Here is a 24,846-nt window from a genome sequence, read left to right as displayed (position 1 = left end):
GGTCGGATTCCCATCCTTCCGGCCATCCGATGAGGGGGCACCCCGTTATGGCCAGGCGTATGAGCGGCGGCATGGCGGCTCGGCTGACCCGGCGCGACTGGCTCCGGGTCGGGGCCGTCGGGCTGGGCGGGGGGCTGGCGCTGCCCGACCTGTTCCGGCTCCGCGCCGGGGCCTCCGTCGCGGCGATCGCCCCGAAGGCCAAGTCGGTGATCGTCCTGTTCCTATCGGGCGGGCCGGCCCACCAGGACACGTGGGACATGAAGCCCGACGCCCCGGAGGCGATCCGGGGCACGTTCCGGCCGATCGATACCAACGTGCCCGGCATCCAGATCTGCGAGCACCTGCCCCGGATGGCCCGGATCGCCGACAAGTACGCGATCCTCCGCGCCGTGCACCACCGGGAGTCGGGCCACCCGGCGGCGGCCTACTGGATGATGGCGGGCGCCCCGATCGAGCGGCCCGCCCCCGACGCCTCGTTCATGAGCCGGCTCGACCGCCCGCACGCCGGGTCGGCCCTGGCCCGGATGATCGGCCCGGCCGCGCAGGCGATGCCCCCGTTCGTGATGCTGCCCGAGGCGATGGCCCCCAACGGCCCCGAGCGCGCCGGGCAGCACGCCGGGTTCCTGGGCCCGGGGTTCGATCCCTACCGGATCAACAGCGACCCCAACCTGCCCGACTACTCCCCCGGCGTCGTCGCCCCGCCGCCCGAACTCTCGCCGGCCCGGCTCCGACGCCGTCGCGCCCTGCTGGACGGCCTGGACGGCCCCGACGACGATGCCGCCTTCGGCGACGACCTCGACCCGTTCCAGGCCCGCGCCTTCGATCTCCTGGGCTCCGCCGCCGCCCGCGACGCCTTCGACATCGCCAAGGAGTCCCCGGCCGACCGCGACCGCTACGGCCGCCACGCCTTCGGCCAGTCGACCCTGCTGGCCCGGCGGATGGTCGAGGCCGGCGTCCGGCTGGTCCACGTCAACTGGGTCCGCCACGACAACGGCAAGGGCGGGTCGGGCTACGACACCCACGGCGACCACCTTTCGCTCACCAGGAACAACCTCCTCCCGCCCACCGACGCCGCCTTCTCGTCCCTGATCGAGGACCTGGACGCCCGCGGCCTGCTCGATGAAACCCTGGTGGTGATGATGGGCGAGTTCGGCCGCACCCCCCGGTTCAACGACGCGGCCGGCCGCGACCACTGGCCCTACTGCTTCAGCGTGGTCATGGCCGGCGGCGGGATCCAGGGGGGCCGGGTCCACGGCTCGTCGGACCGGATCGCGGCCTATCCCGCTTCCGATCCCGTCTCCCCCGGCGACGTGTTCGCCACCCTCTACCACCTCCTCGGCGTCGACCCCCGCACCCCGATCCGCGACGCCCAGGGCCGCCCGCACGTCCTGGCCGACGGCGAGCCGATCCGCGCCCTCCTGTGACGCGGATCGGCGGGCCCGCCGGTCAGGGCTTTTTGGGCGTCGGCGTCGGCTTGTGATCGGGATCGATCTGGATCATCAGGTCGTCGTACCGGTCGCGGATCTCGTTGAAGTTGGCCTCCGACATGACCTTGTTGGAGAACATCTTCTCGGCCCAATCGAGCCGGGACTTCGCCCGCTCGATCTCCCGCCTGATCCGGGCCTCCTCGGCCTCCACCCTCCGCCTCGCCTGCTTGAGCCGGAGTTCGGCCTCGGGCAGCTCGGATTCCAGCCGTGCGGCCCGGTCCCGGAGATCATCGATCTCGGCGTCCAGCCGGTCTGCATTCGTCCTCGCCTCGCTCCCGACGGGACGATCCGCGGTCAAGTTTGCCCGGCGGTCACGCGCCCGACTCAAACCGTGTTGGATGCGGTCGGACTCCTTCCTCAGATTGGCGACCTGCAATTCCGCCAATTCGACGGAGTCGCGCAGGTCGGCCAGCGAGGTGCGGGCCGGGGCCTCGGCGTCCTCGGTCCGATCGCGGTTCGTGCTCCCGGCGGGCTGCACCTTGCCCGCTTCGTCGAAGAATTTGACCGTGGCCTGCAACAGGGGAAGCTCGGCCTCCTCCTCGGGGGTCCGGTCCTTCTTCGCCATCAATGCGTCCAGGCGCATCGAGGCTTTCCGGCCTTCCGCGAGGAAGTTCTCCCGGGGGGACAACGTTTTGAGGCGGGATCCGGAGGTCGACCCGGGGGCCGGCCTCGCGGCCGCAGGCGCGGCGTCACCCGGCGCCGGCAGCGGATCGATCGGGAGGGCGGACGCCTCGCGGGCGGCGCGCTCCAGGCGGGCGAGCAGGCCGTCGGGCAGGGGGGGCGGGTCGACCAGGAACTGGCCGGTCTTCTCGTCGATCGAGCGGATCGCCAGCTTGGGTCGGAAGTCCTCGGGCGTGGTCGTCACGCCCCGGTAGTCCTCGACCTGAATCTTCAGTTCGCGCCGGAACCGGAGTTGGGGCGGGGCCGATGGGTCGCTCTGGGGCTCGTACCCAGCGTCCATGAGGGTGACGGTGCGGGGCATCCAGCCATCGCCCACGGCCACGAAGTCGCCGGCCTGCTTGCGGCGGACCTGATGGTGTTGGATCGAGCCCATCCCCGCCGTGGCCGTCGGGACGATGCGATAGATCTCCTCGGACCGGAGCAGGGCGAAACCCTTGCGGGGGGCGAGCCAGAGCAGGCCCCGATAGCCGGGCAACCGGTTGGCGATCCAGGCGATCCGCACCGCCTCCTCGCCATCGATGACCTCGGTCCCGGCGATCTCCGCCTGGGCGATGCCACCGAGCAATTTCCCGACCCGCCCATCATAATTCAGGACGGACTCGGGGCCCGGGTCGAGCGGCGAACCCGGGTGCTGATCGATCGCAAGCGGGGAACTACCGAGGGTCCGCATCCCACCCAATCCCGCGTGGATCGCCTTCCAGTCCATGAGCACGGGCCCAGCCTGGTCCGAGGACAGCGCCAGGGTCATCTCGCCCATCGGGCTCCGGGCCAGGAACCGCCGAAAGTACCAACCCGGCGCCCGGGCGGGGCGGATGCCCCCCGCCCCCTCTGAGCCGCTGAGGGGCCGTCCGATCGCATCGATCCGGAGGTGATCGTCCGAGGCCCCATCCAGGAGGACATCGGCCACCTGCACGCCGTTCCTCGAGGTGCCTCCCTGGCTGGACCACTGGCTGACGACATAGCGGAACGACAGGGAGGGACGTCGGCTGTGTGCGTGGGCCACCGCCTCGGCGATCGCTGGGATGGTGAGGTCGGCCGCCACGGCGGGCGGTTTCGCGGCCTCGGCGGGGCCGGGCGGCTCGGCCGCGGCCGGAGCCTGCGATCCGTCCGGCTTGATCCCGATCGGTCGGCCCGCGGGGTCGACCTGCCGGGCCGCGGTCGGAGACGCGGCGGCCTCTTTCGGAGCTTCAGCCAAGGGCGTGGCGGCAGGATGCTTCGTGATCGCCTCGGTCGGCGGATCCGGCTGCTGGCCGAAGGTCCAGGCGGGCAGCGCCAGGGCGGCGAGCAGGCCGACGGCCAGGGCGGTCCGGAACGGGGCGGGGGGGGCGATGGGGTCGCGGAGGATCATCGACAGCCTCCTTTCCAGGGATCGGGCGGCCCCCGACCCGCCGCCCACGCCCAACGCGGGCGAGGGCATCGCGGGCCGGGACAGCCGTTCGCACACATCCACCAGGGACTCGGCATACGTCAGGCGGTGGTCCGGCCAGGCGCGGACGACCCGGGCGTCGCAGGCGCGCTCGGCCTCGTCGCGGAGCCGGCGGCGGGCCAGCCAGAACAGGGGGTTCCACCACCACAGGGCCACGGCCGCCAGTTCGAGCCGGGAGACCCAGTGATCCCGGCGGGCCAGGTGGGCCATCTCGTGCCCCAGCACCCCGCGCCAGCGGTCGGCGGTCAGGCTCGCCACCAGCCCCGAGGGCAGGTACAGCCGGGGCCGGCCCGGGCACCAGAGCACCGGCGTCGATACCCCATCCACGACCCGCGTCGGCGGCGGCCGGACGCCGAATCGGCCGGCCACGGCATCGACCTCCGCCTCCAGCCACGCGGGCGCCGGCACGCCCCGCCGCAACCTCCAACCGAACCGGGCGATCCGCGACAGTTCCCACGCCACCACGACCAGCGTCCCGATCCACCACGCCCGGAGGGCGATCCAATCCCAAGGGATCGGCGTCGGCCCGCGATTATTGAGCGAAACCGGCGACTGGGGTGTCTCGTGGATGGCGGGCACCAGAACGGGGGCAGGGGTCGGAGCAGGATCGGCCAGCAAGTCCCTGGCCTGCGGTCTCGGCTCCTCGGGGATGGCTGGATCATCCGCAATGGGGATCTCCTCGGCGTCATCCCATCGCAGAACCTCGGCGTCATCCCATCGCAGAACCTCGGGGGCGGGCCGCACTTCCCGGGAGGCGGCGACCAGGATGGGCGGTCTTTCGGGGAACTTCGGCACAGTCCATGACCAGCCCACGAAGGGGGGCATCATGAGCTTGATCAGGACGAGCAGCCAGAGGGCGTGGCGGGCCTCGGGGCCGACCCGCCGCCAGCGGCCGGCCAGCAGGGCCACGGCCGCCAGGGCGGCGGCGACCATCGTCGTTTGGGCGAACCACCAGAGCATGGGCCGGGCCCTCCTCGATCGATCGGCGGACGGGGGGAAGCGAAATCAATCCGACGCGGACGGCCCGGCGTCCGGGCGGTGGCGGTCGAGCAGGGCCCGGAACCGGGCGATCTCGTCCGGGGTGAAGCGGTGCCCCTCGACCAGGGACAGGACCAGGGGGGCGGGGGTCCCCTCGCACAACTGGTCGGCGAGGTCGCGGAGCCGGCCCCGCAGGAGGTCGTCGCGGCTGGACGCCGCCCGGTACAGCAGAGCCGGGCCGTCGCCGCCGGGGACGACCTCGGCGTAACCCTTGGCCTTCAGGCGGTTCAGGTGCGTCTGCGCCGTGGTGTACTTCATGGTCCGGCCCCGCACCCGCAGGGCCTCGGCCACCTGCCGGACCGTGCTCGGCCCCGCGTCCCACAGCGCCTTCAGCGCGTCCAGCTCGACGTCGCCCAGGGGCGGCATCGAGGCATCTTGAGAATCCATGCGATTGCCTCCTACAACATGTCGGAGTCATACTACGACGCGTTGTAGGAGGCGTCAAGAACCGGATCGGAAAATGGCGCGAGGTGGCCGCGCGGTGTATAGTTGGGCATCGCGGCCGGCTTGCCGGCCGTCCCCTTGCGCCTGCACCATGGAAGTCCGACGATGAAACAACAGGGCGGGGCGGGCCTCGAAGGCCTGCACATCGGGGATTGCGTCGAGGGCCTGCGGGGCCTGCCGGATGGTTCGGTCGACCTGGCGTTCGCCGATCCGCCCTTCAACATCGGCTATCGCTACGACGTCTACGAGGACCGGCTGGAGGCCGACAAGTACCTGGACTGGACCCGGGCCTGGACCCGCGAGGTCCACCGGGTGCTGAAGCCGTCCGGGTCGTTCTGGCTGGCGATCGGCGACGAGTTCGTTGCCGAGCTGAAGGTCATGGTCCACCGCGAGCTGGGGATGAGCCCCCGGAGCTGGGTGATCTGGTATTACACGTTCGGGGTGAACTGCAAGAGGAAGTTCAGCCGGAGCCACGCCCACCTGCTCTATTTCGTCAAGGATCCCGAGCAATTCACGTTCAACGTCGATGAGATCCGGGTCCCCTCGGCCCGCCAGCTGATTTACGCCGACGCCCGGGCGAATCCGGCCGGACGCCTGCCGGATGATACCTGGATCCTGCGTCCGCAGGACGTCCCGGGAGGATTCTCGCCGGAGGACGATACCTGGTACGTCCCCCGCGTCTGCGGGACGTTCAAGGAACGCGCCGGGTGGCACGGGTGCCAGATGCCCGAACAACTGCTCGGGCGGATCATCCGGGCGTCGTCGAATCCCGGCGACCTCGTGCTCGACCCGTTCGCCGGCAGCGGGACCACGCTGGCGGTGGCGAAGAAGCTGGGCCGCCGCCACGTCGGGTTCGAGCTTTCGGGCGATTACGCCACGCGGGTGCAGGCCCGGCTCGACGCCGCCGAGCCCGGCCAGCCGCTGGAGGGGGCCGACGAGCCGCGCGTGGGGGCCACGACGGCCAAGGTCCGGACGAAGCGGTCGCTGGCCCGCTGATCGGTTCGCATGACGGGGGAAGGGGATCGGGAGAGGCGATCCCCGCCGTTCGAGGCGGCCGGCCCGGCCGTCAGTTCGATCTCATCGGGCCGATGGGGATGGTGCGGGACCGGGCCCCGGCGTCCCCCTTGGACTCGCGGAAGATGGCGAGGGCCTCGTCGAAGCCGCCGGCCTCCCACAGGGATTCGATGGCGCGGTGGAAGACCAGGCTGAGGCGGGTCGACTTGCTCTTGGCCCTCTGGAACAGGTGGGTCGGGGCATCCCCCGGCAGGTTGCGGTCGTTCTGACGGCTCCGGGCGGCGACCGCCTCGGCGACCGAGCGTCGGCGGGCGAGCCGGCGGGCTTCCGCCGCGAGGCTGGCCCGGCGTTGCTCGGCCTCCTGTTCGCTCGCGCCCAGCGCGACGTTCAGGGAGTCCATCTGGGAGCGGGTGTACGGCGAGGGCTGGCCCGGCAGACGGGCGGAAATCGCGACGTTGGGGAGCATGAACTCGTCCTTTCGCGTCGGATCGGGAGAGATGGGAACGAGATGGGTCGCCCGCGATCTGGCGACGTGTGGCATTCTATCAGCGGACCGCTCGCAACGCATCTGGTATGCCATTGGATTTAATTTAATCCCGCGCGGGCCGCTCGGGGTCGCGATCGTTGGGGTTACGTCATCGGGACCCGCTCAGATCCGCGAATCGGACGCCTCGAAGACGCCGACAGGCGGCGATGTTCGTCGGCTCGACGTCGGGCGGCCCGGCGTCTCCCCTGGATGATTTTTCAAGATTCTTGCAAATTCGCGCAATCGTTGCGCAAGGTCTCGCCTCGACACGGGCGATCGGCCGGCCCGCGGCCCGTTCAGCCCAGGCTTCGCAGCGTCAGGATCAGGCCGACGACGAACACGGGGATCCCGAGGACGAGCGACGGCCCGGCGCCGAGGAAGACGCCCAGGACCATCAGCGCGAACCCGATCGCCAGGCCGACCAGCCGGCCGACGAGGTCGCCGGCCCAGGCCAGGAGGCGGATCGGCAGCGTCACGATGGTCCAGATCACGCAGAACATGGGGTCGAGCCTATCACGAAACGGGCCCGGGAGGGAACCGGGAAGGGAGACCGAATCCCCTCCGATCTCGGGACTTCGGTCGCGGATCTCGGGGCAGTCCGCCCGGGGATTGCCCTTGCCAGGGGCGGCCACGCCGGGTCAAATGGCCGATGCCCCGGGAAGGGCATTCGTCGCGGGCGGCCTCATCTTGGAGGGCGTCCGCGAATCTCGCGCGGATCGGGACCAGGGCAAGGAGGCCGGCATGTTGCGTCACGGGGTGTTCGCCATCGTCCTGATCGGGGCGGCGTTCGCCGGCGGGGCCGTCGTGAACGGGACCGGCCTGGCCTGGTTCAAGGCCCTGGCCTCGGGCGGGCCGCGGATCGTGGTCGACGGCGGCCCGGCGCGAGGCCCGACCCAGGCGCCGCCGGCCCCGGCGGAGCGGACCAACCCGTTCCCCACGGCCCAGGCTCCGCTCCTGGACCTGGGCCTGCCCCCGGCCCCCGCGTCCGACGGTCCCGACTCGCTGGCCGAGTCCCCGGCCCCGCCACCCGCGCGGCCTGCGGCCCCGCCGGCCGCCGCCCCGCTCGTCGCGGCGGCCGTGCCGCCCACGCTCGCCACGCCCCCGGCGTTCGAGACCGGGCCGGCCCCGGAATCGGCCCCCGCCCCGCTCCCCGACCCGGCGCCGCCCAAGTCCGACCCGGTGGCCCGCCTGGCCTCGACCCAGTCCGATGACGCCCCGGCCGCATCGGCACCGGGATCGGCACCCGCGACCGGCCCGGCCCGCGACTGGGCCGAGTTGCGGCGGAGGTTCCGGGCCGCCGGGATCGCCCGCTACGAGATCACGTCCGAGGTCGAGGGCCAGGCCAAATTCTCGTGCGTGATCCCGGTCGACGGCCTCCGCGCCGTGGGGCACCAGTTCGAGGCCGAGGGGGACGACGAGTACCAGGCCGCCGAGGCCGCCCTCCGCCGGATCGCCCTGTGGCGGGCCACCGAGGCGAAGTGAGGCCGGGGCCGGCGCACGGGCCGGCCAGATGGCCTGGCGATGCCTTGTCCCGCTCGCTACGATTGGGCGTCTGGCCCCGTCGCGCCGCGACCCTTCGACATCCCACCGAGACGAGACACCCCGGAAAGGTTCGCGCATGGCCGACGATTCGCCGTCCCGCCTGCTCTTGATCGTCGCCGGCAGCACGCTGCGGGCCGAGGAGCGGGACCGGCCCCTGGCCTACTATCTCAAGCAGCAGGTCGAGCACGCCGCGGACAAGATCGGCGCCGAGTTCCGGGTGCTGGTCGTGGCCGACTTCCGCTGGCTCAACGACAAGCCGCTCCAGGTCTGGCCCACGATCTCGGTCGGCGGCCCGGGCGTGAACGCCCTGGCCCACCGATGGTTCGAGGAGGTCCCGTTCTCGCTGGCCGTGGACGAGCAGTATTGCATCCAGATGGACCCGGACCTCGACGAGCCCCGGGTCAGCATCTGGGGGATGGACAATCCCTCCACCCAGATCGCCGCGGCGGTCTTCGTCGCCCGCTTCCTTCCGCGCTTCCTCGAACACGCGGCCACCTTCACCCCCGACCCGGTCGACCCCGAAGACCCCGACGAGTGAGCGACGGCCGCTTCCGCTTCGGGCCGGCCAGCGCGACCGGGGCGGGCGCCGGGGCCGGCCCGCGCAGGCGGCCGGCGATCCATCGCGGGATCGCCCGGATCGGCGCGTCGGTGCCCGGCTCGATGGCCATCCGCCAGGCCAGGGCCAGCAGCAGGATCAGGGCCGAGGCGAGCGAGTTGCCGTAGGCCGCCGCCTCGCGCCGGAACGGGATCGACAGGGCCAGCACGCTCAAAGACAGCGCCACGGACCCCACCATGACGGCCCGCTCCCTGGACCGCCGCGGGGCGTCCAGGCCGAGGTGGAGGGCCATCGTCAGCGGATACAGCAACCAGACGTAGAAGTAATTGAACGACAGGGGCGAGAACAGCAGGATCAGGAGGATCAGCATCGCCCACTCGATCGACGCCGTCGGGCCGGATTCCCTGCGTTTCCAGGGCATGACGGCGACGTAGAGGCCGCCCAAAGTCGCTGCCGCCATGAGGATGATCCGGTTGATGGTGGCGAAGTCCAGGTCGGCGACGTTCACCTTCCAGCCGTCCTTGGCCTCGCCGTCGGCCGGGACCGGCCGGAGCAGGCGGTTGGCCAGGGCCATGATCGACTGGTTCTTGTAGCCGAACCCGCGCTCGGGCCTCTGGGCGATGCTGCCCGAGTCATAGCGGAAGACCATGCCCACCGTCCAGGTGCCCAGGTCGCGATAGGCGCCGGTGACGCCCCGGAACGGCATCGGGGCGACCAGCACGGACAGGGTCAGCGCGACAATCAGGGCGAGCGTCGCGCGGCCCATCCTCCGATAAACGAAGTAGCCGATGGCCATGAACGGGAACGCCTTGATGGCCGCCGCGATCGCCACCAGGACCCCGGCGCCGATCGGCCTCCGCAGCCGCAGGCAGGCCCCGGCCCCCACCATGCAGGCCAGAAGCACCAGGTTCGGCTGCCCCAGCAGGTAGGTATCGTGGACGTAGGCCGCCACGCCCAGGGACGGGACCAGGTAGAGCCACTTCGATTGCCGATCCCACGACTTGCCCGCCGCCAGCCAGACCGAGAGCCAGGCCGCCGCGGCCCACGCCAGCGAGTTCACCGCGACCAGCAGCGTGATGAACGGGACCTCGCCGGCCGCGCTCGCCACGGCGAACAGGGCCGCGCACGAAGGCGGGTACATGAACGGGAACGGCCGCGCGTCCTCGGGGTAGACCGACACGCCGTGGGCCTCGGACCTCCCGGCGTAGTACCAGAGGGTATAATCCTTGTTGCTCCGGTGGGTGGCCCCGTTGAGCAGGGGGGCGAAGGCGAAGCCGATCACCGTGGCCCCGAACAGCATCAGCAGCCGGATGCGCTCCCGGGTCGTCGCGGCCCGGTCCTGGTCTCGTCCGTCGTCGCTCACGATGCGTCTCCTCCGATCCGGGTCCGGCCGCCGTGGGCCTTGCGTCCGGGCATGTCGAGGCGGTAGGTATGATTCGAGCCCCGGGCCGCGTCGCAGCGACGCCCCGAGATCCCCGCCCGGAGCCCGCCGCCATGCCGCCCCGCCGCGAGCCCCGCCCGTCGCCGAGCCGTCGCGATCGCCGGGGGCCGGCCCCTGCCGCACGGCGGTCGAGGGTCAAGGTGCTGGCGGGCGTGGTCGCGGTGGTGGTCGGGCTGGTCGGCGGGTTGATCGCCTGGCCTCGCGTCCGCCCCCCGACCGCCGAGGCCCGGATGGCGGAGGCCCGCGCCCTGCTGGCGGCCGACCGCGTGGCGGAGGCCGATCGGGCCTTGGGGCGTGCCCTCGAACTCGATCCGGCGAACGCCGAGGCCTGGCGGCTCCGGCTGGAGATCCTCCGGGTCGAGGACCGGACGGTCGAGGCGCTGCAACTGGGACGGCTCGCGCTGAAGCGGGTCGCGTCGGAGGATCGGGGCGGGCTGCTCCGGTCCGCGACCGCCGCCGCGTTCGCCGAGATCCCCGACGACCAGGCCCGCGATCGCCTGGCGCGCCGGATCGCCGCCGACCCGGATGACGTCGATGCCCGGGTGGCGCTCTGGAACCGGATGGCCGCCATGCCCCGGGCCGGGGACGCCGGCCGGGACGAACGGATCGCCGGGCTGACGGCCATCCTCGACCGGGATCCCGGCCGGGCCTTCGCCCGCGCGTCGCTGGCCGAAGCCCTGGCCGATGCCGGCGAGGTCGATCGCGTCCGCGACCTGCTCGACGCCTGGCCCGAGCCGGACCGGGACGCCCGCTACGACCGGATCCGGGGGCGCTGGGACCTCGACCACGACCGCCGCCCCGACCGCGCCGCCGACGCGTTCCGCCGGGCCGTCGGGGCGATGCCCCACGACTGGAAGGCCCATTACGGCCTGGCCCGCGCGCTCCGCGCCCTCGGCCAGGAGGCCGAGGCCCGCCGCGAGGCCGAGGCCGTCGCCCGGCTCCGCGAGTTGCTCGACCCGTCCACCCTGGGCCCCCGCCTGGCCTCGGGCCTGCGGTCGCCCGGGGACCCCCGCGCCGCCGCCGACCTCGCCGACCTGTGCGATCGGGCCGGCCTGCACGACTTGGCCGACGCCTGGCGGGGCGAGTCCGCACCAGCACCAGGGATCGGAAACCGATCTCCCCGATGATGTTGCGCCGACGAGCCCCGGCGCCCCTTGGGTTCGTTTCGGCGGAACTTCTCCGAGAAGATCGAGCGTCGTCCCTTGGGTTCGTTTCGACGCAAAGGGACCGAGGAGATCGGAGGCCCGGCGTTGGGTTCGTTTCGGCGAAGAGCCTGGAAGTCGATCCGACGCTGCCCCTTGGGTTCGTTTAGGCTCCCGGGTGGCCGTGGTCGGCTTGCCAACCACGGCGCCCACGGGCATGCGAAGCGAGGCCGGACGACGAACCGGCGGATTCCAACCGACGGACGCAAGGGCCGACGCCATGACCCCGACTCGCCGGCGCCGTGGTTGGCAAGCCAACCACAGCCACCCAGATCCCCGGGAACCGATGGGTGGCAGGGGTTTCGGCGCCAGCCGACCCCGGCGCCCGGCCAACTGTCTCGCTGAATTTGCGGCATCCATGCCGGGCTCGCGTTGGGTTCGTTTCGCCGCCGGCCGTCCCGACCGTCCATCCGCCCGTCGTTGGGTTCGTTCGGGGACATCGGGGCGATCCCGGCATTCGGGCCGCAGCTTAGCCCCAGTCCCCCGAACCGACAAGGCCAGCGACGGCCCGGGGCGCGAACGGGGGCCGGGCGGGGCGTGTCCGATCGGATCGAGGCCGCCAATCACCCGGGAGGAACGATCATGACCGACGACTTCGCCGCGCTGTTCGCCTTCAACCGCTGGGCCGACGGGAGGGTCATCGCCGCCTGCCGCGCCCTGGGCCCCGAGGATTACCGACGCGAGCCCGCCCCCGGCTGGCCGTCGGTCCATGCCACCCTGGTCCACCTGGCCGGGTCCACCCGGGCCTGGGCCCGCCGGTTCCGGGGCGAGGTCGTGACCGCCCTGCCCGGCGCGGGGGAGGTGCCGGACCTGGAGGCCGCCGCCCGCCTGCTGGGCGAGGCCCACGACGAATTCGATGCCGTGGCCCGCGAGCTGACCCCCGAACGGCTGGCCGCCCCCTGGACCTACCGCAACATGCGCGGGGAGGACTGCACGGCCCCGCTCTGGGCGGCGCTCCGGCACGTGGTCAACCACGCGACGTACCATCGCGGCCAGGTCGCCTCGAAGTTGGGGCGGCTGGGCGCCCCGTCCCCCGAGACCGACCTCATTCGCTGGGCCTTCGAGACATCCCCCCGGCCGTCGTGAGCCGGGGGCATCGGCGGGGCGGGCGGGCCGGGTCACGGGCCGCCCGGGGGGGCGTCGACCGGCTCCAGCGACACGTCGTCGATCCAGACCTCGCCGATCTCGGCATTGGGGGTGACGATCCGGAAGTCGAGCGCCAGGGTTGTCGCCTCGAGCTCGGTCCGGAACACCTTCTCGACCTTGACCCAGCGGCCGACCGTCCGGAGCGTCTGCTCCGACGCCCCCTCGACCAGCGGCTTCCAGGCGCTCGTGCTTTCGCGGTACTGGGCGATCCGGGCCCGGAACTCCCCTTCCGTCCCGTGGGCGATGAAGTACGAATAGCGGAGCCTCATCCGCGTCCCATAGCGAACCTTACGCTCGGGGAAGCGGTAGTACTGGTTGCCCGGGACGTCGGCCTCCAGGTGGAGGCTGTCGGGGCCGGACAGGGCCATCCGGCTATCCTTGCGATCCTCGGCCGGCTCGCCCCAGGTGTCGCGGGGCTGGGCCAGGTATTGCTCCCGGTCGAGCGGCAGGTTGTCCCGGAAGGCCGTGGCCCCCAGGTGCAGTTCCAGTTCGCGGCGGCCGAGCAGGGGGTCGTAGTCGCCGAACAGGTCGTGCTGGTGTTCGAGCCGGAGCCGGACCCGGAGCGTCCCGCCCGGCGCGATCGTGACCGGCGCCAGCGGCTCGGGGTCCGACCCCCTGGGCCGGGCCGGGGCCTGGGCGGGGATCGGCCCGGCGTCCAGGCGGACCACCACCCGCTCGCGGCAGCGCTGGCACTCTTCGGCCGAGGTGATGATGTCGGCGAAGGCGGTCGAGCCGGCCGACCCTTCGAGCATCGCGGCGGAGCGCCGGGGCGTGGCGTGGACGGGGACGCGGGAGTTGGACAGCCAGCCCTCGACCCGGGCGGTGACGTCGCTGGGCGTCAGGGTCATCGGGGCGTCGGCGTCGAGCCGGAACGCGTAGTCGACCTGCCAGTCCCCCTGGTCTTGCGCCAGGACGCGCTCGACCACGACGAGGCGGGCGGTGGCGGGGGACGTCGGGGCGGAGATGTCCCCGGCGGAGGCGGGCGGGGAGGACGAGGGGGCCAGGGCGGCCAGGAGGATCGCGGCCAGGGGCCGGACGAGACGGACGCCGATCGGGGGTCGGAGCTTCATGGGGTACCTCGTCTCCTTCCATGGAGTCGGGCATCGGACCGTTCGCATCCCACGAGGGCGTGCGAACCCACGGGCCTCTGCCGCCGGGGGTGGTCCTCGTCCCCCCGGGGGCCTCGCCGCATCGCGAGACGTCGATCAATGCGAGGTGGGCCCCGCCGCGGCATCGCCGCCCGCGTCGCCCGCCATCTCTCACCCTACAACATCCTGTTTTCCGGGGTGCTTCATCACAAAAAATCCCCGATCCGTCAATCCGACCTCGGCCCTCCGCCCGGCGGCCGGATGTTCGCTTGTGGATTCCTCTCGATTGGGGTAGGAGTCGTCATCGTGCAGCAACCTCCCCCCACGCCCGATGCTCGCGGCACGGGCCGTCGAAACGAAGGGATTCAAGGATGATCTCTCGCAGGGCCTCCCTTCCTCCGCTGCTTTCCTGCGGGATTTTCCTGGGCCTCGCGCTCGCGGCCGGCGCGGCCCGGGGCGACGCGATGCAAGCCTGGTCGGGCGCCTCGGCCATGGCCGGGTCCAAGGATTACGCGGGCAGCCTCGCGACCTCATCGAATCAAACCGGCCCGACCGCCTCGGCAACCGATCGGTGGAGCCGCAGCACCGGATTCACCCCGGCCACCATGTGGGGGCCGGGGAGCGTCTTCCCCTTCACCGGGCGCGGCCACAGTTTCGACGCTTCGGGCACCGCATCGGCCCGTGCGGGCGGGGCGGCCGAATCCTTGCTGGCCGTGGACGCGAGGACCAGCCCCGGCTCCGCCCCCGGGCTGGGCATCTCGTTGAGCGGGGGTTCGTCGATCGCCTCGGCGGGCTGGGCCGACGACGTGATTCGGATCTCTCCCGCCTCGGGCGGCGCGATGCCCGGCACGATCCGGGTCGATCTCGCCCTGGAATTCGGCCCTTCGATGGGGATCGACTCCCAGTATTACCAGGGTCATGGCTCCGGGACGTTCGTCGCCCGGGCGAACGAGAAGGAGATCTCGGTCCAGCACCCGCTCGACATCAGTCCCGCCTATGCGCAGACGCTCTTCGATTCGATCACCACGGGCGAGCGATGGGTCGGCAAGTTCCACGTCGACCTGGCCGTGGATGCGTCGGGGATGAGCGACACGCTTTCCCTGATGCTCACTTCCAGCTCGCCGTCCTGGGGAAGCAACACGAGCACCGGGGGGGCATGGCACAACGAGACCCTGGGCATCACCGGCGTATCGTTCGCGGACGGCACCTCCCTGGCGGAGAAGGGGTACGGCGTGTCGTTCGCCTCGAGCCTGGTGGTGCCGGGGACGGTCCCCGAGCCGGCCTCGGTCGCCGTCTGGTCGGTCGCCACGCTCGTCGGCCTGTGGGCCGCGGGCCGGGGACGATCCGGCGTGGGGCGTCGGGGATGATTGCGTCCGGATGGCCGTGGATGGCTTGCCGACCACGGCCACCCTGCCCGTCCGACTGGAGTGGCGGCAGCGGCTTGGTTCGGGGTCGAAAGGCACATCATATCCCGAAAATTCACAACCCTATCCATTATCATAACTTTCGATTCATTTGGAATCACGAGCAAGCTCCCGGAGAATCGGCAACGTCGGTCTAGCGGTTCGATATTGAGGGGCCGACTGGTTGGGTAGACAAAGGTCCCGAGCCTACGTGCCCCTGGTCCATCCCGGAGGGCTGCCTAATGCCGTACATACTGGAAATACTCGTTAACGCCTGGTGCCCATTTACCCCAATCGTATCGGATTCCACGGTCATGGTTGATTTTGTAGATACTGACTCGGAGGGCGGGGCCATAAACTTGGATTTCAGGACGGGCATGGCAAGCGGTGAGATTACGCAAGTCATGCACGCCTTGCTTCGCTTTTTTCAAGGCGAACATTTCCGGTCGGCCGACTTCGAGAAGGGCGAACTTCTCGTCAGGAAGGAAGAGCGCGGCGAAGTTTCACTCGTAAAATATTCTGGGGGCTATCTATGCGAGGATGGAACGGTTGCGTTTCCAGACTCGTTCCCCCACAAGTAATCTCGCCCGAGCCCCTTGGTTGATTGATCCATGGCAGTGTTCGCATGACTCCGCTTCCGTCTGAAAGAAGGCGGCAAATCGTGCGAGACCGCCGGATTCCGGCCGCTGAGTCTCGAAAACAGCCGGGGCCGTGGAGGCCGCGTGCGGTGCAGTCGGGGTCATGGCAAAATCGGGATTGCGGGTCCATCGGCGGCCACTTCGGGACACGGCTTGGCGGCCATGTCCGGAGAAATGCTTGGTGGAACCGCGTATTTCCAGCCCCAGCCGCCCAAATCACGGTCCTGTGGGGTGCTACCGAGCTTCGCAATGGTCGGCCCGTGCCACAGACGGCTCCGCCTGAGGACTCATCGCCAGATACCGGGAGTTTCAATAATGGGAGATGAGGAACTTCTATACGACGGCGTCTATCAGACGGCCACCCCCATCGTCCTCGACTCTTGTTATGGCGAATCCGTCGTCGTCTCACTCCACTTCGAACGGGGCGGCAAACTGAAATACTTGTTTTCAATCGATCCTGCGACCGAATTCGAAGAAGAGCATGAAGGCACGGTGAATTATCAGCTACACGGCGATTCGCGGATGCGATTCTCGTTCGGAGCCGGTTGGTGGGAGACTGATTGGGAAGGCACCTATAACGCCGGTCGCCTGCAATTGGCATATCGCATGGAAGTCGTCGGCGGTGGCCCTGCGGCAGCTCTCAAGGCTGTGGTCGAAGGAGATGCATCGTTCCGTCTCCTATGAACCCTGGAACACTGGTGGCCGTGACTATGCCAAAGGACTTCATCCGAGACTGACAACACTCGGCCGGGTGGCAGGGGTTTCCGCGAAGCGGACCCCGGTCGGCGGGGCTGGCCGAGGCGGTGTTCGGTCGTGAGGCGCCGGGGTCTGCTGACGCCGAAACCTCTGCCACCCGGCGAGAAAGGGCGTGATGAATCCCAGGCACTACGGCTATGTCGGCCCCGAAGCGATTCGCCTGAGGGTGGCCGCATCACCGCCGGGGCAGGGCATCGGCTCGCTTCGAGAATTGAACCGATGGGCCGCCGCGAACAAGCCTTCGACCTCGCCCGCGGGCCAGCTCGTGGCGACCTTCGTCGTGGCGTTGGACGGTCGCCTGTGCCTGGCGGACCGACATTCCGAGCACATCGCCTGCAGCGGCGGCCAGCCGGTCCTCTCGGCCGGGGAGATGTTCTTCGAGTGGACCGGGCGGGGCGTCAGCGTCGTCGAAGTCTCGAATCAATCGACCGGCTTCTGCCCCGAGCCCGAGTCGTGGCCTGCCGTGGCGGCGGCGCTGGACCGCCTCGGGGTCGATCACCCGGGGGAGTTCACGACCCAGGTCATCTTCCGCCGTTGTCCCTCATGCGGCGAGCGGAACCTGGTGAAAGATGACGTTTTCGAGTGCCAGATTTGCGGTGCGGGGCTACCCTGCGAATGGAACTTCGCCTGAAAGTCTGCCGCCTCCGTGGAACATGACTCGAACCACATGATCTTGCCTCATGAGATGCTCATGGCATTACACCTGGTTCCCGGTGCGGCGACTCCTCCTGCGATCGCGGAGGGCGTGGCGACCATGATCTGGTCCGAGTTGACCCGACAGGAATGGCATTACTACAACTTCACATCGGAGTCGTCCGTCTGGGAATGCCGCCCCGATCCCGACAATCTCGTCGTCGCTCTTTTCAGAGGCGGCTCGATCGAGCGCCTGACGATCACCATCTCGACCGCCGAATCGGAGTGGTCCCGTCGCCTGGAAATCCTCATGAACGACCTGGTCGAGGCCTATCACCTCGTGAAGAAACCCGGCCCGCCCGAAGGTTGAACGGCGGTGGCCGGCCATCCATCGGATCACGCCGAGATCGGGGCCGCTCAGCCCAAATCGAATCCGGGGCTCCATCCGCGACATCGGATCGGCCGCAGGTCCGGATTGCGTGGTTTCGGGAAATCGCTAGGTTGAGGCGCATGCGGCCCTTTCGGCCGGGCCGGTCGCCCTGATTTGCCGATCCGTCGTCAGGAGGTTCCATGCACGCGCGAGAACGCCGGGCCCGCTCCCATCGCCGGGCCCGCCAGCGGTCGATGCTCTGGGCCGAGGGGTTGGAAGCTCGACGATTGCTGATCGCCACCCCGATCGGCGTGGCGTCCGGCTTGACCCTGGCGATCGACGCCCCATCGTTGCAGGCCGAGGAGGCCCCGGCGCCGGCCCCGATCGCCGAGTCCATCCCGGGCGAGGCGGGGGAGCCGATGGCCCTGGATGCCTGGGACGCCGCGCTCGGGCTGGTCGGGGCCGATGCGGAGTCGTCCGAGGACGGGCCGGATTCGCCCGCCGATCGCGTCGAGGGGCTGGCGGTGGCCGGCGCCGTGGTGCTGGCCTGGGGCGGCTGGAAGGCACGGGCGCGGGCGGAGATCCGCTCGCGACGCCGGCTCCTGCCGGCGGGGCCCCGGGTTGCCTGATGGGTCAGCGGAGGGTCCGGGCGCCGATCCCCCTCGCCACGCGCGGGGGGGTGTCGGCCTGGGACGGCTGGGGGCCGGGGTCGCCGGCCCAGGCGTAGGGGGCGATCCGGCGGGCGATGTCGGGGTTGGCCACGGCATCCAGGAGGGTGTGCTCGGGGCCCAGGTGGTCGTGGATGTCGTACTCCGCATAGCGGGCGGCCAGGGGGCCGAGCTTCGCGAGGTCGGCGTTCGACAGCCCGACCCGGCCCAGGGCCCGATGGTGATCCCCCCGGATCAGCGACGGGTAGAGCAGCAGGGCCTCGTCCTTGCGGTTGTAGAGGTTCAGCAGCCCCTCGCAGCCGTGGAGCGCGCGGTCGAGCCGCTCGCCGGGGTCGAGCCAGTGGCGGTCGCTGGCGGCGCCGATGATCACGGCCCGGACGCGGAGGTCGGGGCGGGCGGCCAGCCGGGCGGTCGGCTCCCCCTTGCGTCCGTGCAATTCGCCGCCCCCCAGCAGGTGGAGCGCCGACGGGACCACGCGGCCGCCGTAGCTCTGGCCGAGCAGAGTGACCCGGCTCGTGGCCGGGAAGGCGGACAGGAGGACGGCCAGGTGGTGGGCGGCCACGAAGGCCCGACGCCCCTTCTCGTTGATGTCGCGGAGGTCCTGGCCGTAGACCCGCTGGCTGGGCCAGTCGAAGGCGATGACCACGGCGTCCGGGGGGAGCGAATGGTGGTGCCGCAGCCAGCTATGGGTCCAGAGCAGGCCGCCGAAGGCGGAGTCGGGCGTGGTCAGGTTCCCCTGGACCTGGACCAGGGTCGGCCGCCCGGCGACGGCGGCGAAGAGGTCGGCCGGGGTCTTCTGGACGCTCCGGCCCTGCTCGTCGAAGGTGAGGATCTTCAGCGCCGGCCAGGGGTCGGAGCCCAGCTCCTGCGGGCAGTCGCGGGTCTCGACGATCCAGACCTGACCCAGCCGTTCGGGGCGGGGGCGGTAGTGGTCGAGCAGGACGAACGGCCAGCCGGTCCGGACGTCGAGCGCCCCGGCCAGGAAGTTCTCGTCGCCGAACTGGCTGATCCCCGGCCCCCCGGCCCCGGGGTCGAACCGGCTCCCCGGCCTCGGGCGGCTGGCGGGCGTCCCCGGCCCCGCATACGCCGACCGGACAGGATACGGCACGAACAAACTGGAGAGCGGGAACGTCTGGCGGATCCGGCCGCTCAGGGACCGCGGCAAGCGGAGGAGGCCCTGACGCACCGGCGAAAGGCCGGGCGAATTCGCCGTCGTCGGCAGGCCCGGCGGATCCTGCGCCCGGGCCGGGCAGGCCGACGTCGTCACCAGGCCGGCCAGGGCCAGCAGGGCCATCCCGGCCAGGCTCAACTTCATCGTATGATCGCCCCGCGAAATCGACCCCGACCGCCCGGCGCCGGCAACATCCGCGCGACCCGGCCAACCCTCTTCATCGGACCGGCGAGCCCCGGCCGTCCAACCTTCCCGGCCGGATGCTCCGGGCCGCCAATCGAGGATGCCGCGACATGATGTTCGTGATCGCGTGGATTCTGGCCGCCGCCCTCGCCTGGCTGGCCCTGTGTCTCGCCTACCTGGGCATCCGGGGCCTGCGGGCCCGTCCCGATGGGCTGCGCGAGCGAGCGCGGGCCGACCTGGCGGACTGGGCCGAACAGTTGGAGGCCAACCCCAGCTATGCCGATTTGCTCCGCCGGCCGGCCGTCCTGTCCCGCTACCTCAGCCACACGCTCGGCCGGCCGGACCTATCTCGCCGCGAGTTGCGCCGGCGGGCCTGGAAGACGCTCTGGTACCTGGACGGATGGTGGGGGGCGTTCGAGTTGAACCGGCTCGCCAGGGACTGCATCGCCTGGAGCCTCATCGGGCCCGGGGACGCGGGCGGGCCGGGTCGAGGATCCGGCGGGCCGGCATCGGGGCGTTGAATCCGCCCGGGCCGGCCGTCGCCGGGGAGGGTGCCGCCGGTCAGCGATCGGCGGCTTCGGCCTCGGGGGCCGGGTCCTTCTTCCGGCCGACCACGATCCGGTCGCCGGGGAAGATCTGGTAATTCTGCGCGGCGTCCCCCCGGAGGATCGGCATCAGGTCGATCCGGTAGATGCGGGCCGGGGCGGCGCCGCGGGCCGGTCGGTAGAGGTGGATGTTCTCCGGGTCGTGGGAGGCGCCGAGGCCGCCGGCGAAGTGGATGGCGTCCAGGACCGTCTCGTTGCCGGTGCACGGCAGGCGGCCCGGCGTCGCGACCTCGCCCTCCATGTAATAGACCTTGCTATTGTAGGAATCGATGTCGATGGAGACCTTGGTGGATTCCTCCGGGGGCACGGCCTGCACCTTCAGGGGCGGGGCCGTCGCGGCCTTGCGCCGCTTCCCCTTGCCCTTGCCACGCCTGCGGGGCCGATCCTTGCCCCGGTCCGGGGCGGGCTCGTCGTCCTCGTCTTCCGGCTCGGACAAGACGGCGAGGCCGAGGATCTCGTCGGTCAGGTGCTTGTTCAGGGCGGCGATGACCTTGGCCTTGGCCTGGGGCAGCGTCAGGCCCCGGACGTGGACATCGCCGTAGAACCCGAGCGAGATGGTCCCGTCCGGGCGGACCAGGCGCTCGCCGGTGATCGGCCGGCCGGGCAGGGCCTCCAGGACTTCCACCACGATGATGTCGGGCGGCTCGATCACATAAGGCAGGTCGAACATGGCCCCCTGGTGGGGCGGGGGGTCGTCGGGGATCGGCGTCGGCGGCAGCGGCTTGATCTCGGCCGGGGCGGCGGGGGCGTCCGCTTGGGGGGCCGGCTCCTCGCCGGGGAGGCTCGACGCGAATCCGAACGAGGCCAGCGCGAGGAAGGCCACCCGACGCGCCCGGGTCCGCGAGGCAGGGGGGATCATGATGCCGCTCCGTTGTCGATCCGTGGGAAGCCGCGACCGCCACGTCGCAGGCTAACCGAACCGAGGGCCGGGCGGGAAGGGCGGGCGCCCGGTATCGGAAATGCTCCCGGAGGGCCAGGCCCCGGAGCACCGTGGACCTGGCATATTGTCAAAACGGCGCTCGTCGGCGAATAATGCCGTGATGACGCGTCCACCCATCGGGGCGGCCACGCCGATCGAACTCCCGAGGCCCAAACCCACCCATCCTGCCTCGACGGCCGAGGCAACCCACCCCGCGAAGTCTGCGGGGGCCCGTTGCTTGACCCGGGGTACGCGATGCAACCGAGCCTGGCCGACTGCCGATACGCCGCGATGCACGAGGGGGACCGGCCCATCCCCGGGTATCGGCTCATCCGTCGCCGGGGCCGGGGCGGCTTCGGCGAGGTGTGGGAGGCGGAGGCGCCGGGCGGATTCCTGGTCGCCCTGAAGTTCGTCCACCTGTCGGCCCGCGCCCGCGCCGCCGAGCTGAGGGCGCTGGACTTCGTCCGGGGGATCCACCACCCCAACCTGCTCGCCAACTTCGGGTCGTGGCAGGTCGACGACACCCTGATCATCGGCATGGAGCTGGCCGACCGCTCGCTCTGGGATCGCCAGCAGGAGGCCAACCACCGGGGCCTGCTGGGCATCCCGCGCGGGGAGCTGCTCGCCTACATGGCCGGGGCCGCGGCGGGGATCGACCACCTCAACGATTATCGCCACACGATCGACGGGCGCGGCGGGTACGGGGTCCAGCACCGGGACCTCAAGCCGTCCAACATCCTCCTGTTCGGCGGCGGGGCCAAGGTGGCCGACCTGGGGATGGCGCGGGCCATGGACCGGGAAGTGGCCGGCCACACCGGGATCTGGACGTTCGCCTACGCCCCGCCCGAGTTCTTCCGGGGGGAGACCTCGCGCCAGTCCGACCAGTACAGCCTGGCGGTGACCTACTGCCAGCTCCGCGGCGGCCGGCTCCCGTTCGACGGCGGCGCCGCGTCGGTGACGGCGGGGCACCTGTTCGGCGACCCCGACCTCGGCGGCCTGCCCGGTCCCGAGCGGGCCGTCGTGGGGCGGGCGCTGTCCAAGGCGCCCGGCGACCGCTGGCCCGGCTGCCGGGCGTTCGTCGAGGCCCTCCTGGCGATCTCCCCGGACGCCGTCCCCGACGTCCTGCTCGACCCGGGGGGATCGATCGACGACCCGGCCTCGGCCGACGTGGCCGCGATGGCCGGCGCGTCCTGCCTCGACTCCTGGGACCTCCCCCCGGTCGACTGGACCTCGGGCTCCGCGTGGGGCCGGGGCGTCTCCGGCCCCGATTCCGGCCGGGATCCCCTCCCGTTCACCGGGAGTTCGCCGGACGACTTCGAGGCGTCGCTTTCCGGCCCCGGCACCCATCCGACGCTGGTCCTGCCGACGATCCCGGCCGTGGAGGCCGGCCCGGAGTCGTCCCCCGCGGCCCCGCCCGGGCCCCGACGGCGCCCGCGACGGGCGGGGCGGCTCGCCGCCGCGGCCGCGGCCACGATCGCGCTGGCCGGCGCCAGGGCCCACTGCCCGACCCTCGACCCGGCCCCGCCCGTCGCCCGCGAGGCCGATCCGGTCCCCGAACTGGCGATCCATCCGGCCGCCCCGGGCCTGGCCGTGCCCCCGCCGGCCTTCGACGCCGAGATCGCCCTGGAAGGGCCGATCGCGATGGGCGTGAGCCGGCCCGGCACGCTCCCCCCCTTGCCCATGACGCCGCCCGGGCCCGCCGCCCCGGTCGGGACGGCCTCCGTGGTGCTGGCCTCGATCGCCCGGCCATCCACACCGGCCCCGTCGCCCGCGCCGGATGCCAGCCCGGCCGAGGCGTCCTATGCCCGGGGCCGGGCCCTGGTCGAGGGCCGATCGTACGCCGGGGCCATCGCCGCCTTCGACGAGGCCATCCGGCTCGATCCCGGCCACGTCGCCAGCGTCTTCGGGCGGGCCATCGCCCGCCATCGCTCGGGCGATCTCCGCGCCGCCGTGGCCGACTATGGCGAGGTGATCCGGGCCCGCCCGGGCGCGATCCCGACCTACTCCTGGCGGGGGCGGGCGTATGACGCGCTGGGGGACCATGAACGGGCGATCGCCGACTTCGGCGAGGTGATCCGCGCCCGGCCCGGGGACGCCGACGCCCGGTTCCTCCGCGGCCTGTCGCGGTACAAGTCGGGCGACTTCGCCCGGTCGATCGGCGACCTCACCGAGACGCTCCAGATCGACCCGAAGCATGCCCGCGCCTTCGCGCTGCGGGACGAGGCCCTCGCCCGGCTCGCCGCGAGCGAGGCAGCGGCGAGGACGCCCCAGGCCCCGCCGGCATCGCCCCCGGCGGCGCCGCCCCGATCCGCCCCGGCCCCGGTCGGGCCGGGCGTCCGGCTGGCGGGCACCGCACCCGCACCCGCACCCGCCGCGAGCCCCGCGGGCGTCGTCCGCGAGGCCAGCTACCGGGCCGCCCCGGATCCGAGCCCGCCCGGCGCCGTCCGGCCCTCCGGGGGACCGCCCCGCCAGGCGGCCCCGGGCCCCGCCGCCCGGCCCACGCCCCGGATCCCGGCCCGCAAGGTCGTGCCCTGGCCGTTCGCCGGGCGGGTCCAGGTGCGGTGAGGCAAGACGGGCGGGCGGCCCCGGCTATGTCCCGACCTGCCGACGGGTCTCGGGCATCAGGGCGGCGAAGAAGCCGAGGCCGACCGCGGCGATCGCGGCCAGGGTGAGGAACCCCGCGTCGAAGCCGGCGGCCTTCACCACGTAGCCGGTCAGGACGTTGCTGAGCGCCGCGCCCAGCCCGGTGGCGGTGGCCAGCGCCCCCTGGGTCAGGTTGAACCGGCCGGTCCCCCGGGTCAGGTCGGCCACGACCAGCACCGACACCACGCCGAAGACCCCCGCGCCGATGCCGTCGAGCAGCTGGATGCCGACCAGCAGGTAGGGGTTGGCGGTGAACGTGTAGAGCACGCCCCGGACCGGCAGCACCGCCAGGGCGATCAGGAAGACGGGCTTGCGCCCCCAGGTCTCGGCCAGCCGGCTCGCCCACAGGGCCACCGGGATCATGACCAGCTGGGCCGCGATGATGCAGGCGGACATGAGGACCGAGGCCCCGCGGTCGAGCCCGTGCGTCACCTTCTCGCCGACCAGCGGCAGCATGGCCGCGTTGGCGAAGTGGAACAGCACCGCCGAGGCCGAGAAGATCAGGATCCGCCGGTCGCCGAACAGGGCCGCGAGCCCTTCGGGGGCCGGGGGCCAGTCCTCGTCCCCGCCGGCGCCGGGGGCCCCTCCCGCCTTGCCCTCGTCGCCGGAGCCCCGGGCCAGGTCGTGGTCGATGTCCGACTCGGGGATCATCAGGACCGAGATCGAGCTGCCCACGGCCATCGCGGCGACCAGGTAGAAGATGCTCCAGTAGCCCAGGAAGTAGCCGCAGGCCCCGGCCAGGGTAGCCGCCGCCACGTTGCCGGCGTGGTTGAACGCCTCGTTCCGCCCGGTCCGCGCGGCCATGCGGGCGTGGCCGACGATGCCCAGGCTGAGCGCCGCGATGGCGGCCGGGAAGACCGTCGAGGCCACGCCCACGGCGGCCTGCGCCCCGACGATGACCGGGAAGGTGGGGATCGTGATCATCAGGATGCAGCCCAGGGCGACCAGGATCGCCCCGCCGGCGACCGCCCACCGCTTCCAGCGGATCCGGTCGATCATCGCCCCGGCCGGGGTTTGCGCGACCACGGTCCCCACCAGCATCGCGGCCATGGCGATGCCGACCCGCTCCGGGGTCCAGTGGAGCGAGGACGTCAGGAAGATGGCCAGGTACGGCCCGAGCCCATCCCGGACGTCGGCCAGGAAGAAGTTCAGCACGTCCAGCGAGCGTAGGCTGAGGCTCGACGGCGTATGCGCCTTGCCCCCGGCGGTCGGGGCGGTCGGCGAATCGATCAGGGTCATGGTCGTCCCTTCGTGAGGACTCGGAGA

23 protein-coding genes are annotated in these 24,846 nt (G+C 71.7%); 14 read left to right on the top strand and 9 right to left on the bottom strand.

All coding sequences use genetic code 11. The features are described 5' to 3' along the window. The first annotated feature begins 71 nt into the window (after positions 1 to 71). Positions 72 to 1,424, top strand: a complete 1,353-nt coding sequence (locus TA3x_RS00525) for a DUF1501 domain-containing protein (protein ID WP_435018159.1) — start codon at positions 72 to 74, stop codon at positions 1,422 to 1,424. Between the two features lie 22 nt (positions 1,425 to 1,446). On the opposite strand, the gene TA3x_RS00520 is transcribed toward TA3x_RS00525, so the two are convergent. Beyond that, on the bottom strand, positions 1,447 to 4,554 hold the full coding sequence (locus TA3x_RS00520) for a M56 family metallopeptidase (protein ID WP_435018158.1): 3,108 nt from the start codon (positions 4,552 to 4,554) through the stop codon (positions 1,447 to 1,449). 45 nt (positions 4,555 to 4,599) lie between these two features. Further along, complete coding sequence (locus TA3x_RS00515; protein WP_435018157.1) at positions 4,600 to 5,019, bottom strand: BlaI/MecI/CopY family transcriptional regulator; 420 nt, start codon at positions 5,017 to 5,019, stop codon at positions 4,600 to 4,602. A 162-nt stretch (positions 5,020 to 5,181) separates the two neighbouring features. On the opposite strand from TA3x_RS00515, the gene TA3x_RS00510 reads away from it, so the two are divergent. Next, entirely contained in the window at positions 5,182 to 6,072 is an 891-nt protein-coding gene (locus TA3x_RS00510; RefSeq protein WP_435018156.1) for a DNA-methyltransferase, read from the top strand. 70 nt (positions 6,073 to 6,142) lie between these two features. Here TA3x_RS00510 and TA3x_RS00505 read toward each other — a convergent pair whose 3' ends face one another. Beyond that, the gene (locus TA3x_RS00505) at positions 6,143 to 6,556 is read right to left on the bottom strand and encodes a hypothetical protein (protein ID WP_435018155.1); all 414 of its coding nucleotides are present in this window, start codon (positions 6,554 to 6,556) and stop codon (positions 6,143 to 6,145) included. 356 nt (positions 6,557 to 6,912) lie between these two features. Next, positions 6,913 to 7,116 carry a hypothetical protein gene (locus TA3x_RS00500; RefSeq protein WP_435018154.1) on the bottom strand — a complete coding sequence of 68 codons (204 nt, stop codon included), beginning with the start codon at positions 7,114 to 7,116 and terminating at the stop codon, positions 6,913 to 6,915. 241 nt (positions 7,117 to 7,357) lie between these two features. On the opposite strand from TA3x_RS00500, the gene TA3x_RS00495 reads away from it, so the two are divergent. Both TA3x_RS00495 and TA3x_RS00490 read left to right on the top strand, forming a co-directional pair. Then, complete coding sequence (locus tag TA3x_RS00495; RefSeq protein WP_435018153.1) at positions 7,358 to 8,098, top strand: hypothetical protein; 741 nt, start codon at positions 7,358 to 7,360, stop codon at positions 8,096 to 8,098. A 136-nt stretch (positions 8,099 to 8,234) separates the two neighbouring features. Beyond that, on the top strand, positions 8,235 to 8,696 hold the full coding sequence (locus TA3x_RS00490; protein ID WP_435018152.1) for a hypothetical protein: 462 nt from the start codon (positions 8,235 to 8,237) through the stop codon (positions 8,694 to 8,696). Here the strand turns inward: TA3x_RS00490 and TA3x_RS00485 are convergent. Further along, a complete protein-coding gene (locus tag TA3x_RS00485) occupies positions 8,656 to 10,077 on the bottom strand; it encodes a glycosyltransferase family 87 protein (RefSeq protein WP_435018151.1) in 1,422 nt (473 codons plus the stop codon). The two genes, TA3x_RS00490 and TA3x_RS00485, sit on opposite strands and share 41 nt — an antisense overlap. Positions 10,078 to 10,208: 131 nt before the next feature. On the opposite strand from TA3x_RS00485, the gene TA3x_RS00480 reads away from it, so the two are divergent. Together TA3x_RS00480 and TA3x_RS00475 are read left to right on the top strand one after the other, a co-directional pair. Continuing rightward, the gene (locus tag TA3x_RS00480) at positions 10,209 to 11,282 is read left to right on the top strand and encodes a tetratricopeptide repeat protein (RefSeq protein WP_435018150.1); all 1,074 of its coding nucleotides are present in this window, start codon (positions 10,209 to 10,211) and stop codon (positions 11,280 to 11,282) included. A gap of 657 nt (positions 11,283 to 11,939) precedes the next feature. Beyond that, positions 11,940 to 12,443: a DinB family protein gene (locus TA3x_RS00475; RefSeq protein WP_435018149.1), complete on the top strand. Its 504-nt coding sequence runs from the start codon at positions 11,940 to 11,942 to the stop codon at positions 12,441 to 12,443. 32 nt (positions 12,444 to 12,475) lie between these two features. Here TA3x_RS00475 and TA3x_RS00470 read toward each other — a convergent pair whose 3' ends face one another. Beyond that, a complete protein-coding gene (locus TA3x_RS00470) occupies positions 12,476 to 13,573 on the bottom strand; it encodes a hypothetical protein (RefSeq protein ID WP_435018148.1) in 1,098 nt (365 codons plus the stop codon). Positions 13,574 to 13,962: 389 nt separating this feature from the next. On the opposite strand from TA3x_RS00470, the gene TA3x_RS00465 reads away from it, so the two are divergent. From TA3x_RS00465 to TA3x_RS00440, 6 genes are all read left to right on the top strand, one after another. Next, positions 13,963 to 14,958, top strand: a complete 996-nt coding sequence (locus TA3x_RS00465; protein WP_435018147.1) for a hypothetical protein — start codon at positions 13,963 to 13,965, stop codon at positions 14,956 to 14,958. A 278-nt stretch (positions 14,959 to 15,236) separates the two neighbouring features. Beyond that, positions 15,237 to 15,575, top strand: coding sequence for a hypothetical protein (locus TA3x_RS00460; protein ID WP_435018146.1), 339 nt, complete (start codon positions 15,237 to 15,239; stop codon positions 15,573 to 15,575). 372 nt (positions 15,576 to 15,947) lie between these two features. Continuing rightward, positions 15,948 to 16,316 (top strand): hypothetical protein, encoded by a 369-nt coding sequence (locus tag TA3x_RS00455; RefSeq protein WP_435018145.1) that lies wholly within the window; start codon positions 15,948 to 15,950, stop codon positions 16,314 to 16,316. 187 nt (positions 16,317 to 16,503) lie between these two features. Continuing rightward, complete coding sequence (locus TA3x_RS00450; protein WP_435022458.1) at positions 16,504 to 17,019, top strand: hypothetical protein; 516 nt, start codon at positions 16,504 to 16,506, stop codon at positions 17,017 to 17,019. A gap of 15 nt (positions 17,020 to 17,034) precedes the next feature. Further along, positions 17,035 to 17,391: a hypothetical protein gene (locus TA3x_RS00445; RefSeq protein ID WP_435018144.1), complete on the top strand. Its 357-nt coding sequence runs from the start codon at positions 17,035 to 17,037 to the stop codon at positions 17,389 to 17,391. Between the two features lie 200 nt (positions 17,392 to 17,591). Continuing rightward, positions 17,592 to 18,020 (top strand): hypothetical protein, encoded by a 429-nt coding sequence (locus TA3x_RS00440; RefSeq protein ID WP_435018143.1) that lies wholly within the window; start codon positions 17,592 to 17,594, stop codon positions 18,018 to 18,020. A 4-nt stretch (positions 18,021 to 18,024) separates the two neighbouring features. Here TA3x_RS00440 and TA3x_RS00435 read toward each other — a convergent pair whose 3' ends face one another. Further along, entirely contained in the window at positions 18,025 to 19,374 is a 1,350-nt protein-coding gene (locus TA3x_RS00435; RefSeq protein WP_435018142.1) for a hypothetical protein, read from the bottom strand. A gap of 149 nt (positions 19,375 to 19,523) precedes the next feature. On the opposite strand from TA3x_RS00435, the gene TA3x_RS00430 reads away from it, so the two are divergent. Then, positions 19,524 to 19,934, top strand: a complete 411-nt coding sequence (locus tag TA3x_RS00430; RefSeq protein WP_435018141.1) for a hypothetical protein — start codon at positions 19,524 to 19,526, stop codon at positions 19,932 to 19,934. A 40-nt stretch (positions 19,935 to 19,974) separates the two neighbouring features. Here TA3x_RS00430 and TA3x_RS00425 read toward each other — a convergent pair whose 3' ends face one another. Then, on the bottom strand, positions 19,975 to 20,877 hold the full coding sequence (locus tag TA3x_RS00425) for a polysaccharide biosynthesis/export family protein (RefSeq protein WP_435018140.1): 903 nt from the start codon (positions 20,875 to 20,877) through the stop codon (positions 19,975 to 19,977). 315 nt (positions 20,878 to 21,192) lie between these two features. On the opposite strand from TA3x_RS00425, the gene TA3x_RS00420 reads away from it, so the two are divergent. After that, the gene (locus TA3x_RS00420) at positions 21,193 to 23,502 is read left to right on the top strand and encodes a protein kinase family protein (RefSeq protein ID WP_435018139.1); all 2,310 of its coding nucleotides are present in this window, start codon (positions 21,193 to 21,195) and stop codon (positions 23,500 to 23,502) included. A 24-nt stretch (positions 23,503 to 23,526) separates the two neighbouring features. Here TA3x_RS00420 and TA3x_RS00415 read toward each other — a convergent pair whose 3' ends face one another. Beyond that, a complete protein-coding gene (locus tag TA3x_RS00415) occupies positions 23,527 to 24,819 on the bottom strand; it encodes an MFS transporter (protein ID WP_435018138.1) in 1,293 nt (430 codons plus the stop codon). Positions 24,820 to 24,846: the final 27 nt, after the last annotated feature.

Source organism: Tundrisphaera macrotermitis (assembly GCF_051175315.1).
In the GTDB taxonomy this organism is placed as follows: domain Bacteria; phylum Planctomycetota; class Planctomycetia; order Isosphaerales; family Isosphaeraceae; genus Tundrisphaera.
Note: the sequence above shows the minus strand (reverse complement) of the source record. Positions and strands in the feature narration are given on the sequence as shown.